Source organism: Pseudomonas syringae group sp. 243L2 (assembly GCF_032587875.1).
Classification (GTDB): domain Bacteria; phylum Pseudomonadota; class Gammaproteobacteria; order Pseudomonadales; family Pseudomonadaceae; genus Aquipseudomonas; species Aquipseudomonas amygdali.
This window is the reverse complement of sequence record NZ_JAWHPL010000022.1, coordinates 160,401-177,529: the sequence shown is the minus strand read 5'-3', so window position 1 is coordinate 177,529 and position 17,129 is coordinate 160,401. Positions and strand designations below refer to the sequence as shown.

The 17,129-nt window shown below is 58.1% G+C and carries 11 protein-coding genes, 1 rRNA gene and 3 pseudogenes; 4 read left to right on the top strand and 11 right to left on the bottom strand.

Annotation, left to right across the window (positions count from 1 at the left end; translation table 11 throughout):
• Positions 1–114 precede the first annotated feature (114 nt).
• Positions 115–230: ribosomal RNA gene (gene rrf, locus RYB66_RS18430) — 5S ribosomal RNA — on the top strand.
• Between the two features lie 113 nt (positions 231–343).
• Here rrf and RYB66_RS18425 read toward each other — a convergent pair.
• From RYB66_RS18425 to RYB66_RS18395, 7 genes are all read right to left on the bottom strand, one after another.
• The gene (locus tag RYB66_RS18425) at positions 344–820 is read right to left on the bottom strand and encodes an SRPBCC family protein (RefSeq protein WP_005746957.1); all 477 of its coding nucleotides are present in this window, start codon (positions 818–820) and stop codon (positions 344–346) included.
• A 33-nt stretch (positions 821–853) separates the two neighbouring features.
• Positions 854–4,288, bottom strand: a complete 3,435-nt coding sequence (locus tag RYB66_RS18420; RefSeq protein ID WP_316895101.1) for a non-ribosomal peptide synthetase — start codon at positions 4,286–4,288, stop codon at positions 854–856.
• Positions 4,285–5,232: a diiron oxygenase gene (locus tag RYB66_RS18415; RefSeq protein WP_316895098.1), complete on the bottom strand. Its 948-nt coding sequence runs from the start codon at positions 5,230–5,232 to the stop codon at positions 4,285–4,287. Before RYB66_RS18415 ends, RYB66_RS18420 begins: the two co-directional genes overlap by 4 nt.
• Before the next feature lie 42 nt (positions 5,233–5,274).
• Entirely contained in the window at positions 5,275–6,051 is a 777-nt protein-coding gene (locus tag RYB66_RS18410; RefSeq protein ID WP_005746954.1) for a DUF3050 domain-containing protein, read from the bottom strand.
• A gap of 812 nt (positions 6,052–6,863) precedes the next feature.
• Positions 6,864–7,601: a GntR family transcriptional regulator gene (locus RYB66_RS18405; protein WP_010195575.1), complete on the bottom strand. Its 738-nt coding sequence runs from the start codon at positions 7,599–7,601 to the stop codon at positions 6,864–6,866.
• A gap of 318 nt (positions 7,602–7,919) precedes the next feature.
• Positions 7,920–8,927 carry an aldo/keto reductase gene (locus tag RYB66_RS18400; protein WP_005746951.1) on the bottom strand — a complete coding sequence of 336 codons (1,008 nt, stop codon included), beginning with the start codon at positions 8,925–8,927 and terminating at the stop codon, positions 7,920–7,922.
• A gap of 20 nt (positions 8,928–8,947) precedes the next feature.
• Positions 8,948–9,637 (bottom strand): HAD-IA family hydrolase, encoded by a 690-nt coding sequence (locus tag RYB66_RS18395; protein ID WP_005746950.1) that lies wholly within the window; start codon positions 9,635–9,637, stop codon positions 8,948–8,950.
• A 153-nt stretch (positions 9,638–9,790) separates the two neighbouring features.
• Here RYB66_RS18395 and RYB66_RS18390 point away from each other — a divergent pair, with 153 nt between their 5' ends.
• On the top strand, positions 9,791–11,272 hold the full coding sequence (locus RYB66_RS18390) for a YdgA family protein (protein WP_316895096.1): 1,482 nt from the start codon (positions 9,791–9,793) through the stop codon (positions 11,270–11,272).
• Positions 11,273–11,335: 63 nt separating this feature from the next.
• Here the strand turns inward: RYB66_RS18390 and RYB66_RS26690 are convergent.
• From RYB66_RS26690 to acpP, 4 genes and pseudogenes are all read right to left on the bottom strand, one after another.
• Positions 11,336–11,692 (bottom strand): annotated as a pseudogene (locus RYB66_RS26690) (methyl-accepting chemotaxis protein); the annotation flags it as partial.
• Positions 11,693–12,247: 555 nt separating this feature from the next.
• Positions 12,248–13,354, bottom strand: a pseudogene (locus RYB66_RS26685) (FIST signal transduction protein); the annotation flags it as partial.
• A 115-nt stretch (positions 13,355–13,469) separates the two neighbouring features.
• Positions 13,470–13,613: pseudogene (locus RYB66_RS18380) on the bottom strand (mechanosensitive ion channel family protein); the annotation flags it as partial.
• Positions 13,614–13,766: 153 nt separating this feature from the next.
• Positions 13,767–14,003 carry an acyl carrier protein gene (gene acpP, locus RYB66_RS18375; RefSeq protein ID WP_005746946.1) on the bottom strand — a complete coding sequence of 79 codons (237 nt, stop codon included), beginning with the start codon at positions 14,001–14,003 and terminating at the stop codon, positions 13,767–13,769.
• A 197-nt stretch (positions 14,004–14,200) separates the two neighbouring features.
• On the opposite strand from acpP, the gene RYB66_RS18370 reads away from it, so the two are divergent.
• The gene (locus RYB66_RS18370) at positions 14,201–14,683 is read left to right on the top strand and encodes a hypothetical protein (RefSeq protein WP_005746945.1); all 483 of its coding nucleotides are present in this window, start codon (positions 14,201–14,203) and stop codon (positions 14,681–14,683) included.
• The gene (locus RYB66_RS18365) at positions 14,676–17,120 is read left to right on the top strand and encodes a PEP-utilizing enzyme (protein ID WP_010195577.1); all 2,445 of its coding nucleotides are present in this window, start codon (positions 14,676–14,678) and stop codon (positions 17,118–17,120) included. Before RYB66_RS18370 ends, RYB66_RS18365 begins: the two co-directional genes overlap by 8 nt.
• Positions 17,121–17,129: the final 9 nt, after the last annotated feature.

The following is a 17,129-nucleotide window of genomic DNA, read 5'->3' as shown; positions in this document are numbered from 1 at the left end:
CGTCAAGATTAAATTCCAGAAACCCTCATCGCTTACGCGTTGAGGGTTTTTGTTTAAGTAGAAGCATCAAAATTCGCTGAGACGTTACCTGTTAACGGATCGGCAACAGAATTTCTTGACGACCATAGAGCATTGGAACCACCTGATCCCATCCCGAACTCAGCAGTGAAACGATGTATCGCCGATGGTAGTGTGGGGTTTCCCCATGTGAGAGTAGGTCATCGTCAAGATTGAATTCCGAAACCCCTCATCGCTCTTGCGATGAGGGGTTTTGTCGTTATGGAGCCCGAAAAAAACCCGCGCAGGCTTTCGCGCTGAGCGGGCTTCATTGATGGTGCGTGAATCAGCCAAAAAGGCTGCGTACGTTACTCATCGCGCCGTCAGCAAACCCCTGAAGAAACGCTTCAAATGCATCCCCTTCAGGACCTCCCTGAGCAGGGTCGGCAACGATCGTCCAACGGGCCACACACGCACCTTCCCCGGTAGCTTCAACAGTCATTGCCGCCCATAGGTTACTCACCGGTAAACTGGTGTGGATCAGTGACCAGGTCATGTACAGCGCCTGATCATCCCGGGAGTTCAGTTGTTCGATGGCCACGTTGCCGTCCTTGAACAGTTTCCTTCGAACCGAGCCCTTACCTTCCCCTGTGACCTCAATGCTGTCCAGCGCGGGTATGAAGGCTTGGAAACCACCAAAATTCCCGACCACAGCCCATACGCTGGCTGCATTACCGGGGACTTCCACGGCTGAAGCCACTCGGCACGACACCGGGTTGCGGATGAGGGTGTCAGGCTTCAGATTACTGTGAGGTGTGCTCATGTCTTTCTCCATTTACGTCAGTGGGGTATCAATTCAGATGAAGCCGATTTCTTTCAGGTAATCGCAGCCCTTGCGCAGCAGCTCAGGGGTTTTCTGCGGGTAATGCCCGCCCATACGGTGAATACCGCTGAGGGTGTTGCGGTACTCGATCATCGAGATGTCGCCGATGTCTTCTTCAAACCCGTCGAGATAGAAACCCAGCACGCCAAATAAAGCGTTCTGGCTGTCGACACGGCTGAGTTGGGCCTGCCATTGCTCGACGCTGACCAACTCGAACTGACGGCCTGCCCCGCGGAAGGCTTCCACATAGTTATTCCAGCTCAAGGGCTCGGGGTTATGCAGGTTGAACACAGCGTGTTCCGGTTGATAGCGACTGGCATGGAAGCCGATGAAGCGTGCCAGGAAGTCCACCGGCATCAGGTCGAAGTTGATAGCGAACGCCGGAACCTGACCCAGTTGCAGCGAGCCTTTGAGCATTAGCATCAGGCGGTTTTTTTGCGGCTGGCATACGCCGGTGACGCTGTTGAACGCTATGTTGCCGGGCCGATAGATGTTCACCCAGGCACCTTGCTCCCGCGCGCGCTGCAGAACACGCTCAGCTACCCATTTGGACAGGTTGTAACCGTTCTTGATGTAGATCGGCGGGGTAGCGGCAGCGGGCTGTTCAAGCACGTTACCGGCTGCATCGACTGCACTACAGGCGGAAAGGGTCGAGACGAAGTTGAAGATCTTTTTGCTGCGCCCCTCACACAGCTTCAGGCATTCAAAGACCGGCGCAACATTGTCTTTGACGAGGGTTTCATAGTCCTGCACATGGTTCACATTGGCAGCGTTATGCACCAGCGCACCGAACTCGCTATCCAGTCGTTCATATACCACTTCACTGAGACCCAGCCTGGGCCTGGTCACGTCAGCGGCGTAGACCTTCACGCGACTCAGGTCCATATGGTCCAGACGGTTTTCCCGCAGTGAATGCTCGAAACGCTGTTGTGCGCTTTGCCCCGCAGCTTCACGAACCAGGCAGGCGATCTCTGTCGCCCCCCAGTTCAACAGCGCTTCAACGATATGCACACCGAGAAAACCGTTGGCACCGGTGACAATTACCTTGTGAACATCACCCAACTGGCTGATGGGCAAAGTCGCCAGCGGGTTATTCGCATCGGCATCCAACAGTGCCTGCGCACTGATGGTGTAAGCCGAAGCACCATCGCTGTCGATCAGGCTGGCCAGTGTCAGGACGGTAGGTGCTTCTATAAAACGGTTGATTGGAATGCTGCGCCCAAACCGCTCACGAACCCCCAGCAACAGACGTGACAGCAGAATCGAATGACCGCCCAGATTGAAAAAGCTTTCGTCCGTAGAGATATCTTCTGACGGCAGTTCCAGCAGTTCAGCCCATAACGCCAGCAGCGCTTGCTCCTGCTCGGTCTGCGGCAGACGACCAGTGCGTTGCCCGCTGAAGCTCAGCGGTATTTCCAGAAGTGCTTTGCGATCGACTTTGCCGTTGCTGGCAAACGGCAGACTGGGCAGCGTCGTGTACACAGCAGGATGCATGTAGTCAGGCAGCAGACGTTGCACATGCGCTCTCAACGCTTGTTCGTCATGCTCTAGATACGGTTGAGCGAGAAACGCCAGAATGCGTCGCTGCTCGTCGATCACCACAGCCACTTGTCGATACAGCCCGCTGTCGCGCAAACAATGCTCGATCTCTTCCGGCTCGACCCGAAAGCCGCGAATCTTCACCTGGTTATCGCGGCGTCCGCTCAGTACGATGCCATCAGCCGTCCACTTGGCGATATCGCCGGTGCGATAGGCCCGCAGTTGCTGTCCGTCCGGCCTGGTCAACCACACATAGCGCTCGGCGGTAAGCGGGGGATTGTTTACATAGCCCAGGCAAACACCAGGACCGACGATATACAGCTCACCCTGCGTTTGCTCCGCTACGGGCTGCAATTGCTCGTCGAGAATCCATACCTGGCTGTTGGCAATCGGTCGTCCCAGATGCCGATTGCTGCTGGACGGCGCGAACTCACAGGCCGTGATCAACACGGTGGCTTCGGTGGGGCCATACAGGTTGTGGAAATGACACTGCCTAGTGAGCTGTGCAATCACATGCGGCTCACAGACATCACCCCCGGTCATGACATGCTCCAGTCCCAGAGGCTGATCCAGCGGCAGAATGCTCAACAGTGCCGGTGGCAGAAACGCGTGAGTGATGCCTTGTTGCAGGACGCTGACCAGTTGCAAGGGATCGCGCCGCTGATCTTCATCAGGCACCACCAGTTCGGCGCCATTGAGCCAGGTGGGAAAAATGTCGATGATCGACGAATCAAAGCTCAACGTAGAAAACTGCAGCACCCGGCTCTGCTCGCGCAGGCTCACATACTCGGCGTACCAGGCAGTGAAATGGCTGAGGTTGTGCTGGCTGAGCAGTACGCCTTTCGGCTGCCCGGTGGTGCCTGACGTGTACAGCGCCATGCAGGGCGCGTTCTGCGCGGCATGAACGCGCATGCGGGCTGAAACGGCATTCCCCATAGGCACCGCAGCAATATCCAGTGCCGGAAACTCCGCAGCGGCCAATGGGTGCGAGCCGTCGTGAAGTAACAGCATCGCTCCCGAGTTTTCCAGAATGTACTGCTGACGCTGCAAAGGCTGGCCGGGATCAAGCGGCAGATAAACCGCACCGCAGCCCAGAATCGCCAGAATGCCCGCATACAACTCGGGTGACTTGGGCAGGCAGATGCCGATCACCGGATGCGTGTCAGCTTTCGCAGACGCCAGCAAAGGCAGCAACAGGCGCTGAATCGCGATGCTGTGCGCGTGCAGTTCTCGATAGCTGAGCGTCTGATTGCGAACGGACAGTGCCGGACGTTCGGCAAACATCAGCAGCGCCTGTTCCAGCCGCTCGGTGATCGAGGTTTCAGCCCGCTTCAGCAGGTGGGATTGTTCTGTCTGATTCAGACGATGCTCGAAGAGCAAATGATCAATCGCCTGCAAACCATCCTGCCGGTCACTCTGAGCGGGTGTTGCAGTAGGCAGACTGTTGAAATAATCATCGTCCCTGGACAGTCGGCTGACCTGCAATGCCACCATCCCCACCATGCCTGCTACAGCCGCATCACGCAGTACCCGGCCGTTGCCTGACTCCTCGGCCGGCAGCCACTCATGAGCTATCAGGCGTCGAACATTGGCCGGCCCATGCCAGCAGAGCAGCTCCAGGCGAGGCAGACCGTGCGCCAGCGCCGCGCTGAAGCCGACCCGCAGGCCCAGATGAGTGCCGTGGCCTCGTACCCCGCGAAGGTCCAGACTGCCGTCCTCGATCAGGACGCAACCGTCAGGCATCGTCAACGCATACAGTGCCTGCTGGTCAGACAGGTGCCGCACGCCATGCCCGTGGTCCAGCAGCTCGGTATTCAGATCGCTCAGGGTCAGGCTGTGACCTATGAGCACAATCTCCAGGCGCTTCATTGCAGCGTCCCCCGAGCCGGCAGGTAGTCCGCCAGCGCACGCTGTACACAGGGATCGTCCAGCATCGAGCTGCTCTTGAAGAAGCGCATGATATTGGCGACCAGTGGGTGGTGGCGGTTGACTGGGAAACTCACGGCCCTGGTTTCATCCTTGAGCGCCTGCTTGATGGTGTCCGGCACCTGCAAGTGCTCGATCAAGGTGAAATCGAAGCCGTTCTGTATGTCATTGGTCAAATACTGAGCGATAAACACCGGCAGGATGCGCGCGATGGATTCCCGATCCTGCTCATCTGCGGTGTGCCAGTAGATTCGTACCAGCCGCGCCCAGAATCCCGAATGACGTCCCTCGTCCAGCAGGTGGTCAGCCATCAGTCCCTTGATCGATTGCTTGACCGAGTCGTCCTTGGCGAAGGCCGCTACGTCATTGGTCACGGTGTTTTCCGCGATAGCCACGCAAATCAGCTCAACTGCACTGCGCAGATGCTCCGGGGCCAGAGCCAGCGCGGCGGGTATGGCCCGGCTAAGTTCGATTTCGGCAGGCAGCTGGATAGGCTCGATGCCCGTCAGCGCGATGGTCTGTTGCATGAAATCCATCGCCACCAGCGCGTGATAGTCCTCGTCGACCACCACCGTCATCGCGTCATAGCGGCAGGCAAACGGGAAGCGAATCGTGAAGTTGTCCTTGGCAATACTGCGTGCGGTCTTGTCGACGATCTCGGTTTCAAAGATCACCACATCGTTGATGAACTTATAGAGGCTTTGCACCAGTGCGTAATCGCGTAAATGCGCGCACTCGCGGGTAAACGTTTCACTGAGCACCAGCGGCTGACGGCTGAGGGGGTAGATCAGTTTTTCATCGTTCTCGACCATTCTGCGTGGGCGGGTACGGATGGTGGCGCGGCCTTCCCACGCATCGATGAACGACGTGTAGTCTTCTGCTTTCATGATGTCTTCCTTGTAAAGGCTTCAGGGTGTTGCGAGCGGGTGTTACGCACTGGCCTGCATCAATGGCGCGCGCATGCTCATGCGCAGCGTGTCCCATAGCCGGACCCTGCTTTCCACCGCTGCGATAGCCGCCTGATACACCTCTCGTTCACGCTGCGTGTCGCCAGCAATCAGGCGGGCCAGCAACTGCTCCGCTGCCGGGCCGTGGTCCTCGGAGTCCACTTCGATGTGGCGCTCCAGGTAGTAACGAAAGGTGGGTGCCTGTTCGACGGTGATGCCCCAGTCGTCGAGGATGCTCTGGAACATCTGCGGGATGACGCTTTCGCGCCCGTGCAGAAATGCCGCAGCAACGCTGTGTGCCGGCGCATGAAGGGCAGTGTCGAGGGTGTGCGTCACGAATGCAGATGCGGCCTGACCTGCGTTGACCCGTTGCAGGGCCGTTGTGTAATGCAGGCCCTGCTGCTGCAGTTCAATGAAACGCTCGATCTGTAACGTGCTCGCGCCAATCTCGCGCATGGCGTCCAGATACAGCTCGAAATGGCTGTAATGACCTGCATCCAATCGGTCATCGGACTCTTCTCCCAGCACGATCTCGTTGATCAGGCGGGCGGCGCGGGCATCGGTCGGTGGCAGCCACGGGAGTTGCGTGCAGGTCAGTTCCTGTTGCAGACGTTTGGTCAGAGACATGAAATCCCAGACGGCGAATACATGGGTTTCCATAAAGCGTCGCAATACGCCCAACGTCGTGATTTCGGCAAAGATCGGGTGACGGCTAAGTTCAACTTTCTTTTGGTCGAGCAGCGTTTTCTCACAATGCATGGTGATGTCCCTGTGGTCATTGTAGCGGTAGTTGGCAGTGCAGTTATTCGAAGTTTTAACGTGTTGCCCGTGCCGGATGAATAGGATGAAAGACCTGAATGCAAGGCGAACAAAGGCCTGAAGGCAGAGGCAATAATTTGCCGCAACTGCACGTCGGTTATGTCCATTAAAACGCTTGCACAAGTTCAATCAGCCGGGCTGCAGCCCTTATGATTTGCGGCTTTGAGTCCGGGTGCCGTCAATTACGCTGACGGCGAAGAAAACTTAAAACAAATTTAATGCAGTGCGCAATTCTTTTTTAATAATATTTAAGTTGTTGCTTTTACGGTGCGTAAGTTGCCATATAAAACACGTGGAATATGTTTTATAGGGACGCAGGCAACCCTTCCGACTGATTGAGTCAGAATTATCAATAATGAGTGAATGCCTCACTCAGCGTTGCCGTTATGCTGAATAATCAGGTGGTTGGGTTTTTAATGGGCGATGTTGGAAATGACTTCCAATGTCGTTTGCCCCGTTTAACAACTCCTTGTCCATTGGGTTCAAATGAACACAGAACTGCTCCGGTCCCGCGTGGACAGTTCAGCCGTAGCCAAGGAACCTCCTCAGGCTGGTTTCCTCTGCGCTACGGTCGAGTTTGCCTGATTCCTGTGTCGGGCCACCCGGCAGATCAGGAAAATAGCTATAAAAACGCCAGGCCAGGCGTCAGGCCTGACCGGTGTTGAAGATAGGTTGGGAAAGCACGGGGGAAGTGCGAGCGGCTAATCCGCAGGCGCCATGTCATCGCCTTGTGGATAAGCCGTCTCAATGATTCAGGCGGGGGTTTTCTTTGCTGTACGGGCTGGCTTGGCGTTGATGGCCTTATTGCTGTTCAGGTACTGGGTGACGGCCTGCACACCCCGGTTTAGGTGATACTGCAGCGCTTCGACACACGGCTCGACTGCTTTCTGTTCGGCGAGCCGCAGCAGCTGCCAATGGTCATCCTGAGAAAGCTTGCCCAGCCCCATGGCGGAAAGATTGAAACGCAAGAAGCGCTCTTCTTCGTTCAGGCCTTCTTCAACCAGACGCATCAGGCGCTTGTTGTGAGTCTTGGCATACAACGACAAGTGGAACATCCGGTTGAGCCTGCCGATCTGGCCAAAGTCCGTCTCGACTTCAAGCTGCTCGATATAGCCTGCAGCCGCTGCCAGATCGTCCGCGTCCAGCAACGGGATGGACAAGCGCAACGCCTCGGACTCCAGGAGGATCCGCAAGGCATAAGCGTCCACTGCGTCTTCGGTAATCAACGGTGCGACTACTGCGCCCTTGTGCGTTTCGACCCGCAGCAGCGACTGTGCCTCGAGCTGGCGCAGTGCTTCGCGCACAGGCATGCGGCTGACGCCAAACAGTGTGGCCAGCTCCTGTTGGCGCAGAGCCGTGCCACTGGGAAGACTGCCATCGATAATGGCATTTCGCAGCTTTTCTTCAATCACGGTTCTGGCAAGGTGCGCCGGAGGCTGCTCGTTGCCCAGTACGGAGCTTAGAAAGGCTTCTCTATCTGATTTGCGCATCGGTCTACTTCTTCATCAACCTTGGCTGGATAAAGTCCAATTAATCGCTGGATTGCCGACAGACTAGCCAAGACTTGCCAGTAAGTCGCGAAAATAGAAGCATCATCATGTTTTGCTGCAAGCGCCGGGTTGCGGTTCAGCCCTGCGAGTCTCAATGAGTACGCGCCTATCTTAGCGCTCATTCGCTCTGTGTACCGAACGGGCATTCGTAGATAACAGGAATTTCACGTTATGCTTTCATGACATAACGCTCTGAAACGGGCGTTTCAGAGCGCACTAGAATGGCGTTCGCGGCATAAGGCCGCAGGCGGTACTGCCTCAGCGAGTCAGGCGGCCAGACACAAAGTGCTGAACGTCATTGAAACCAGGCGTCGACGCATGCCCAGGTGTTACCAGCGAATCGATAAATGCCTCGTCCTCGGCGGTAATATCAACCGTTAGTGCCTTGGTGTAACCGTCCCACTGCTGTTCGGTCCTTGGGCCAACGATTGCCGATGTCACGGCCCGGTTGTTGAGCACCCAGGCAATGGCGAACTCGACAATACCTACACCCTTGTCCTGCACGTACTCTTGAATTCGCTGCGCAATACGCAGCGATTCCACGCGCCATTCGGTTTCCAGCAGCCGCTTGTCCTGACGCCCGGCCCGGCTTTCGCTGTCGGGGGCGATGTCCGGGGCGTATTTACCGCTGAGTACCCCGCGTGCGAGCGGGCTGAAAGGCACCACACCCAAGCCGTGATACGCCGCTGCGGTGATCTGCTCGACTTCGGCCTGACGGTTGACGATGTTGTACAGCGGCTGGCTGATGACCGGCTTGTCTACGCCCAGGCGCTGCGCGACGTTGACGATTTCAGCGATTCGCCAGCCGCGAAAGTTCGACACACCCCAGTAGCGGATCTTGCCCTGACGGATCAGATCGCCAATGGCCGAGACGGTCACTTCAAGTGGTGTGTCCTGATCCTCCTTGTGCAGGTAATAGATATCCACATAGTCGGTGTCCAGACGCCGCAGGCTGTTCTCGATGGCATTGAAGAGGTGCTTGCGGTTCAGACCGGCGCGATTGGGCACGCCGTCGGCTGGCCCGATGGCGACCTTGGTGGCCAGCACCCAGTCGCTGCGCTGGGCGGCGATGGCCCGGCCGACGATTTCTTCCGAGCGCCCACCGTTGTAGACATCCGCCGTGTCGATGAAATTGATGCCCTGATCCCTGGCCTTGTCGATGATGCGCAGGGACTCTTCGGCACCGGTCTGCTCGCCGAACATCATCGAGCCGAGTGTCAGGGTGGAAACCTTGAGGCCGGACTGGCCGAGGATTCGATAATTCATGCTCAACATCTCCATGTCATTCAGACGAGTTCAGGCAGCCCCCACGCCTTGAGCGGGAAGTCGGCCAGCGAGGCAAGCAGCAGGTCTGCATGCTCGTATTGCTCGACCGGCATGTGCGAGTCCGGTACGGCAACAGCGTACATGCCCGCAGCCTTGGCGGCCGTCACGCCGAACGGCGAGTCTTCGAAGACCAGGCAATCACTCGGCGAGACGCCAAGGCGGCGGGCGGCGACGAGAAAGATGTCCGGGGCCGGTTTGGCAGCGCCGACTTCCGGGTCGTCTGCGGTCACGACGGTATCGAACAGCTCGAACCACGCGCGGTGCAGCGTTGTCTTGGCCTCGAAGTAATGCACCGACGAGCTGGTGCCCACGGCGATGGGAATATTGTGGGCTGCCAGATGCCGGACCAGCGCCTCGGCTCCGGGCATTGCCGGCGCTTTGGGGAAACGCTCTTCAAGCATCGGTTCACGGGTTTCGAGAAACTCGTCGATCGACATCGGCAATTCAAGCGCCTTGATCACGTAATCCGAGAAATCCCGGGCACCGCGGCCGATGGTGTGCTGTTTGATGGACCAGTCGAAGGTGCGCCCGTGGCGGCTGGCGATCAAGTGGGTGACTTCGGTATAAACCCCCTCGGTGTCCAGCAACAGGCCATCCATGTCGAAAATGACGGCCTTGATCGGGCCTCGTTCGGTGTGTTGCTCGCTCATGTGATCACATCCCGTTCTCAAATTCGTTTCAGCCTAACGTTTCCGTGAATACCGTGGCTACCCTGTGTTTCTGATAATCTTTCGCGGTTTTCAACTGTGCTGCCAGTCCCGGTACGACTTTCCCATCATCAGAACGGATATCTTCACGTCACTATGAATAAATCAGCAGGTATAGCGATTGGCGTCATCGTCGTAGCGGGCGCACTGGTTACGGCGGGCGCCTGGTACACGGGCAATCAACTGGAAGGCGCGCTGACCGACTCCATCAGCAAGGCCAACCAGGAACTCGCGAAGTCGTTCAAGGGCACCGACACCAGCGTCAAACTGGAAATGCTCTCGCTGGAAAAGCACTTCTTCAGCAGCACGGCGCACTATCGCGTGGACATCCAGAACCTGTCCGATAGCACCCAGGGCGGCCAGTTCCTGTTTGTCGACCAGATCGAGCACGGGCCCATTCCGTTGTCGCGCCTCAAGACCCTGAACCTGCTGCCCGTCATGGCCCTGAGCAATTTCCAGATGGAGAAAAGCCCCAGCGCCGAAAAGTGGTTCGCCATGAGCAAGGACGTTCCACCGCTCAAGGGGCAAGCCAGCATCGGCTATGACCGCGCCACCAAAGGCACGCTGCAGATGGCCCCGCTGGAAATGACCGACGTAGACGGTACGTTCAGGTTTTCCGGGCTCGACCTGAATGCAGAGTCGTCCGCCGACGCCGAAAAATTCAGCCTGGCCGGCAACATGGAAAACCTGCAGCTCAACGTCGCGTCGCCTGACGGCCCGGTCAGCATCGACGTCAAAGGCATGACCTTTGACACGGGCGGCACCAAAGGCCAGTCCGGTTTCTATCTGGGCCACACCAACATGAAAATCCAGAGTGCGGGTTTTCAGGTGGTGGGCAAGCCGCCGGTGCAGATCAAGGACTTCACCAACACCAACCTGGCGCAGGAAGACGCCGGTAACCTGGCTGCCCAGATCAACTACGATGCTGGCATGATTTCCTACGCAGGCAAGGACGTTGGCTCAGCGCACATGGGCTTCAAAATAGCCAACTTCGATGTGGTGGCCACGCAGGCGCTGTATCAGTTGTATCAGGATAAAATCCTGCCTCAACAGCAGCAGGCCGCACTGGAGAAACGTCCGTTTCGTCTTGAGCTGAACCCGGCTGATCAAGAGCTGATGAACACCCAGATGAAAAAGCTGCTGATCGCCAAGCCGCATATCGAACTGGAAAAACTCTCGCTCAAGACCAGCAACGGCGAAAGCCACATGCGCATTGCAGTGGACCTGGCCGATCCAGGCCCGCTCAATCAGCCTTCCGATTCGCTGCTCTTGAAAAGTCTGGGCGAAGTCAACGCAAAGGTTGTCCTGTCCAAGCCGATGATCCGCGATCTTGCTACCCAGCAAGCCATTCGTGAAGGCCAGACCGACCTCAAGGTCATCGCCGAGCAGGCCAAGGCCGCTGGCGACATGGCCAGTGCCATGGCCGAGATGATGCAACTGGCCAAGGTCGATGGTGACAACATCGTTTCCGACCTGCGTTATGCCGACCAGATGGTCGACTTCAATGGCCAGAAAATGACCGTGCAGCAATTCATGAGCAACGTGATGGGCAAGGTCGGCGTGCTGGGTAACCAGTAAGCCGCCTGCAACACGGTCTGCTGTCAGGACGGGCAATCTACCGTCCTGACAGCAGAGGCACTGCTATCGAGTGAGCCCGCGCAGGGTATCCGCCAGTTGCCGGGTACGTTGCGAGGTGCCCGCGGTCATGTCGCTGGAGCCTTCCAGCTCCGCCAGCAGGCTGGTGAGCGTGCCGACTTCCAGGGATTGCTCTTCGATATGCTGCGCAACCTTGCGAATCTCCTCGGCCAGCCGCTCGATATCCGTGCCGATGTCATTCGCGTTTTGCGTGGTTTTCTGCGCCAGCTGACGCACTTCATCGGCGACCACTGCAAAGCCACGGCCCATTTCGCCGGCCCGAGCTGCCTCGATGGCGGCGTTCAGCGCCAACAGATTGGTCTGCCCGGCGATCTGCTGGATCATCTGCACAACTGACTGGATGCGCAGGCTGGACTTGGCCAGCTCCCGAGAGCCAAGCACTACCTCGTCGGCCTGGCTGACCAGGCTTTTGACGGTATTACCCGCCTTATCGATGACCGTTTCCTGCTGCGTGATGGTCTGCGACAACTCATCCATCGAAACATGCAGCTCGCCTGAATAGTGGCGCAACTGATCGGCGATTTCTTCCTGATCCTGATGAGCCTTGACCAGTACATCGCCCAGATCGCTCAGGCCGCCGAACACCGGGCGGATCTGCTCGTCCAGACCACTCGGGTCAATGGTTTGCACAAAGTTACGCTGCTTGAACTGGTCGATCTGCTTGACCACTACATGGCTCAAACCGGCCAGTTTCTTGATCTGCCGACGCAGGAAGAACGCCTTGAATTCGCCGTAATAGGCAATGAAGTTATCGATGTAATCGTCGCGGAACGGCTGACCTTCCGGCACCTTGAAAAAGAACACTGCGGTAAGGGTCTGGTTGAGGTTCAAACCCAGAATCTCACCGAAGGTCGAGAAGCCCACTACTGGCGTCTCGCCGAACACATCATTCATGCGGCCCAATTCACTGCCGTTGTTCAGACGACGCAGAATGCAGTCGCTCAACAGGCCGAGCAGCGGCTTGCCGGACTTGCCCTGTAGAAAGCGCGTGAAGTCCTTGCGCGTGGTGTCGATCATCGACGTCCGTTTGACCATCACCAGTTCTTCGCCGGGTGCCACGTCGCAGAACAGATGAACCCGCTCGCTTTCATAATCGATGCGCGCAATGGAGCGTACGAACAGTTCCTCGCCCACCCGAATGGCGAACGAATATTGCGCCAGCTTGCTTTCCAGCTCATGCCGCTCGCACTTCAGCGCATCACACAGCGCTGCAACCATCGTGGCAATCTCGCCTCTGGAATTGACCACCTGGCTGATATAGCGCTCTTCCAGCGAGGCGGTCAGGACACTCAGGCTCAGTGGCGTTGGCTCGAAGTTCTGGCTCTTGAAGACGCCAAAGCGCACATTCTTTGCGCTCTTGAGAAACACCACCTGAGCATGGTTCTCGTAGCTGCGTTTACCGTCGTGAATCAGCGTCTTCTTGAAGTCGCTTTTGCCGCCTGCAGAGCCACCCACGAACAGGCATGGGAAACGCCCTGACTCGTAGAGCGCTTCCATGAAAAACGACTCCGAGGCCGAAAGGCCGTCAAAGGTGACGTAGGCCAGCGTATCCCTGTGGTCGATAGGCGTGCTGACCTGAGTGCGCTTGATCGAGTCGGTCAGCCGCGCAATGCGCTCACGCATGGACAGTCGCTTGCCCGCGCCGCGAATATCTTCGCTGTGCAGGGGAATATGCACTACCTCGGCACTCTGGATAACGCTTGAGTCGAACAGCGCCAGCACGATCCGGTCCCACTGATTACCCGCCGCGCAATACAGCGAATCATTGCTGGAGCACAGTTCGCCGGATGTTGTGCACAGGCTGATCTTGGCGTTGGGAAAGCGTGCCGCGACAGACTGGGCAACCTGACCGAAGTCGACGTGAGGTGAAACGAAGCCTGTCAGGTAGACCGGGTCAAAACTTAACGCCGACAGCGTGTCGTTCAATTCCCGCGCGGACGTAATGACACTGAGTACGCCTCCGGTCCGCGAAGTGCCGGCCCGAAAACGAGATAGAAAGCTCATGGTTGAATCCGTAAGAGTAAAAGGCAGGGGCCGTAAAAAAGGCCGAGGTCTTTTAATCGGCTGCTGACGGGTTCAGGTTAGCCGGTGGGCGATGAATTTTGCCTATGCGTGCCGCTCAGGACATGTTCAGCATCAACGCTCTGATCAGGGCAAGCGTCTGGCGATGCACTGAATCATAGTGATTATTGTGGCAATAGGGCCGTACTGACAGGGTGATGGAATCGGCTGTCGTAGAGGACAGATGCACATCGACCGCGGGGCAGGGCTCGCCCGGCAGATGGCCTGACGAGCGGAGCCGTACATTGAAGGGAAAAGCAGGGGGCCGGCTACTGGTAGTTTTGACTGGAGGCAGATGGCCTGCGCCTGCCGTCGAGTGCTAAGCGGTTTTTTTGCACTGCGAGTCTGGTCGTCTCTATTTTATGTTTTTTGAGACATAGTCGACGATGTTTTGTACCGTTTTAAATTTTTCAACTTCTTCATCCGGGATATCGATTTCAAATTCTACTTCTAGAGCCATAATGAATTCGATAGCATCTAAACTACTCCCGTTGAAATCCTCGGCTATATTAGATGTCGGTTTTATGTCTGCCGTTTCTATGTCGAACTGCGCGAGAAGCACTTGTTTCACAAGTTCCATTGTATCGTCCATGATCACCATCTCCTTACCTACGGTTTTTGACCATTCATTGAATGGATAAACTAGGTCGCAGCGGAAAAGCTGTCTACTGACAAAAATAACAACTGCTCAACGCTGCTGGACCTGAGCAAGGCCGAGCCACGCTCGTATTAAGCCCACCTGGAAATCGCTACACTCGCCACCTCACAAGGACGAACCAAGGACCTGCAATGCCGCTCCCTTCTACCACGCTGCGCCGCACGCTGGTGATCTGGCTGTATGCCGTCGCAGTAGCGCACGTGCTGGGCAGTATCGTGTTCACCTGGGCAGGTTTTTCCGGCTTGCTCGATGGCTACCTGACTACGCTTGAGCAGGCCTTCTGGACCGACGCCGTTCCTGCCGCTGCGCGTGCGCAACAGGTCTGGTGGATGGCGCTGTTTGGCGCCACCTTGCAAACCTATTCCGTATACATGCTGGCGCTTGTGCATTTGGGCAATCGTCTGAAAAGCGCCATGCCTTGGGGCTGGCTGATTGCAGGCCTGCTGCTTTGGGCACCTCAGGACATAGCGATTTCCGTGCGCGGGGGTGTCTGGTCGCATGTGTGGCTTGATCTGGCGGCGCTGCTGGCATTGCTGCCGCCGTTGCTTTGGCTGTATCGCCATGATCGCCGTACTTCTGCTGCCAGCGCGTTGAAGGAGCCCCGTCATGTCTGACTTGCCCCTTCTGTACCTGCTGGCGGGCAACGGCAGCAGTGCCGAATGGTGGGATGATGTGCTGCCGCATTTTCAGCAGCATCAGGTCGTGCCGCTGGAACTGCCAGGTTTCGGCAACAATCCTCAGCCTCCGTGCGAAGACCTCGCCGCCTACGCCGATGCGCTATTGGCAGCGACGGTCAGGGGCAGTGCCATCGTCGCCGTGGGCGTCAATGCCTTGCTGGTCATGCATGCCTTGCAGCGCCAGCCGGGACACTTCTGCAGAAGCGTGCTGCTGGCGCCGGTGGGAGCTTTTCTGTGGCAGCGGCGCTTGCCTGCGCTGATGTCGCCGCTGCCCATTCGCAAGACCATTCACTGGCTGCTGGCCAACAAGCCCAGGCTGTTTGCTCACAAGTTCTCCAGGCAAGCCTGGCCTGCGGCGCACTACCAGCGCATGGGGGCCGGTTACGCCCGCTGCCGCGCCTTTGTACCGTATTGGGGCCTGTTGCGCGCCGACACTGCGCTGCCGCTTCTGGAATGGGTGCAAGACCCGATAGAGCTGGTCTGGGGCGATCAGGACGAGGTGTTGGGTATCGAGCAGGCGGCAGCGTGGTCGGCCATTCTGGCGCGTGCCGACCTGAGCATCAGTCTGAAACCGGGTTGGGGTCATTACCCGTGGATTGACTCGCCGGCCGAGTTTGCGCAGTGGCTGGAGTCGGGCGAGCGCGGCTTCGTCGCACACACCAAAGGTGGCCGCCTGCGTCTGGCAACCATCGCCGGGCAACCGGTGCCCGCAGCACTGTCGTTGGTGCAGGGCGATGACTCGGCCTTGCCCGCGTTTCTGGCCAGCCAGCCGGAGGCTATCTGGGCGGTGCGCTCGTCCAGCTTCGGCGAGGATCAGGCCGATGCGGCCAACGCTGGCCTGAGCACCACTTTCCTTCGCGAGCCCACCCAAAACGTACCTGCACGTATCGCAGAACTGCACGGCGCTGGCGTCGAAGAAGTCGTGGTGCAGCGGTTCATCACGCCGGTGCTTTCCGGCATCGCGTTTGCGCGTCACCTGTCGGTCGAGCTGGAGTGGGTCGAAGGGCATCTGGAGTCGCTGGCCGACGGTCAGGCAAGCCCGGAGCGAGCGATCATTTCCCGCCTCGGCGATGCCTGGAGCAGCTGCAGCTTCACACCATCCCACGGTTTGACACAAGAAATGCTCTGGGACTTCCTGCAAGGCGTGCTGCGCGTTTTCCATTACGTGCCGGGCGATGTCGAGTGGGCGTGGGATGGCCGCCAGCTTTGGCTGTTGCAGTACCGCCCGATCAGTGATTACGGCTGGCGCCGACACCTGACCGCCGCCAATATTGCGGAGATCCTGCCGCCGCAGCCCAGCAGGCTGGTCGAGTACGCACAACGCCGCGCCGCAGGCAGCATCCCGGCGATCATGGCGCGTTGGGATTCTCGCGTGTTGCAGGACAATGAGCCGTTCACCGCACTGTTTGGCGCAGCGTCCTACATCAACAATGACCTGTTTCTCGCACGTCTTGCTGATTGGGGCGTCGCGTCCAGCAGTTACGCCGATGAAGTCGGCGGTGCAGCACCGCATCTGCCTTGGCGACCTCTGCGTTTGCTGCGCTCGTTGCCGGTATTCCTGCGCATGCAGCGTATCGCGCGCGGCCACCTGCTGACCCTGGAAAAGCAACTGCACCGCTTCGACCGAGAGCTGCACGCCCTCACGACCCAAGCTGCTGACGGCCAGCAATTGGCTGACTGGTTCACGCGTTTCTACGTGTTCGTCGTACAAGGCAACCTGTGCATAGCCACCTCGCTGGCCAGCAGCGGCGGTGACCTGCTGGGACGTCCGCCAACCGCTTACGACGACCTTGAGCACTGCCCGCATCGGCTACCCTGGGAAACCGACCCCGCTACGCCACGCCCGGCACAGACCGACCTGCCGTTACAGGCGTTTCCGACCTGGCCGGGTATCATTCGCGTCGCTCACCGCGCAGGCCTGCCGGGCATGCGCGGCTACTACCTGCAAGTGCGCGAGTGGTATCGCGACAATCTGATGCGCCTGTTCTTCCGCCTGCACCACGCCATGCCCAGCGCCGACAGGGCACACTGGTTTGCGCCTCATCCAGACATTCGCAGCCGCGCAGGCAGTTTCTGGCAGGACGGTAGAGAGGGCACCGAGCAGGCTACTGGCTTCATGATCTATCCGGGGCAGGTTCAAGGCATTCTGGGCGACGACATCCTGCTGGAAGACACCCTCGACCCCGGACGCCACGCGCACTACCAGAACGCACGCGCCGTGATCGCGCGCATGGGCGGGCGTCTTTCCCACGGGTCTACGTTGCTGCGCGAACTGCGCAAGCCTTCGGCGGTGCTGCCGAATGTTGATATGGCGTGGGTAGGGAAGGAGGTGCGGTATAGGGATGGGGAATTGCTGCTGGTCGAGGGCCAGTGATAAAGCCCG

Bases quoted from the DNA above. Each gene is read 5' to 3' on its own strand.
- RYB66_RS18420 (WP_316895101.1), bottom strand. From the start codon at position 4,288: ATGAAGCGCCTGGAGATTGTGCTCATAGGTCACAGCCTGACCCTGAGC.
- RYB66_RS18405 (WP_010195575.1), bottom strand. From the start codon at position 7,601: ATGCGCAAATCAGATAGAGAAGCCTTTCTAAGCTCCGTACTGGGCAAC.
- RYB66_RS18410 (WP_005746954.1), bottom strand. From the start codon at position 6,051: ATGCATTGTGAGAAAACGCTGCTCGACCAAAAGAAAGTTGAACTTAGC.
- RYB66_RS18400 (WP_005746951.1), bottom strand. From the start codon at position 8,927: ATGAATTATCGAATCCTCGGCCAGTCCGGCCTCAAGGTTTCCACCCTG.
- acpP (WP_005746946.1), bottom strand. From the start codon at position 14,003: ATGGACGATACAATGGAACTTGTGAAACAAGTGCTTCTCGCGCAGTTC.
- RYB66_RS18395 (WP_005746950.1), bottom strand. From the start codon at position 9,637: ATGAGCGAGCAACACACCGAACGAGGCCCGATCAAGGCCGTCATTTTC.
- RYB66_RS18425 (WP_005746957.1), bottom strand. From the start codon at position 820: ATGAGCACACCTCACAGTAATCTGAAGCCTGACACCCTCATCCGCAAC.
- RYB66_RS18365 (WP_010195577.1), top strand. From the start codon at position 14,676: ATGTCTGACTTGCCCCTTCTGTACCTGCTGGCGGGCAACGGCAGCAGT.
- RYB66_RS18390 (WP_316895096.1), top strand. From the start codon at position 9,791: ATGAATAAATCAGCAGGTATAGCGATTGGCGTCATCGTCGTAGCGGGC.
- RYB66_RS18370 (WP_005746945.1), top strand. From the start codon at position 14,201: ATGCCGCTCCCTTCTACCACGCTGCGCCGCACGCTGGTGATCTGGCTG.
- RYB66_RS18415 (WP_316895098.1), bottom strand. From the start codon at position 5,232: ATGAAAGCAGAAGACTACACGTCGTTCATCGATGCGTGGGAAGGCCGC.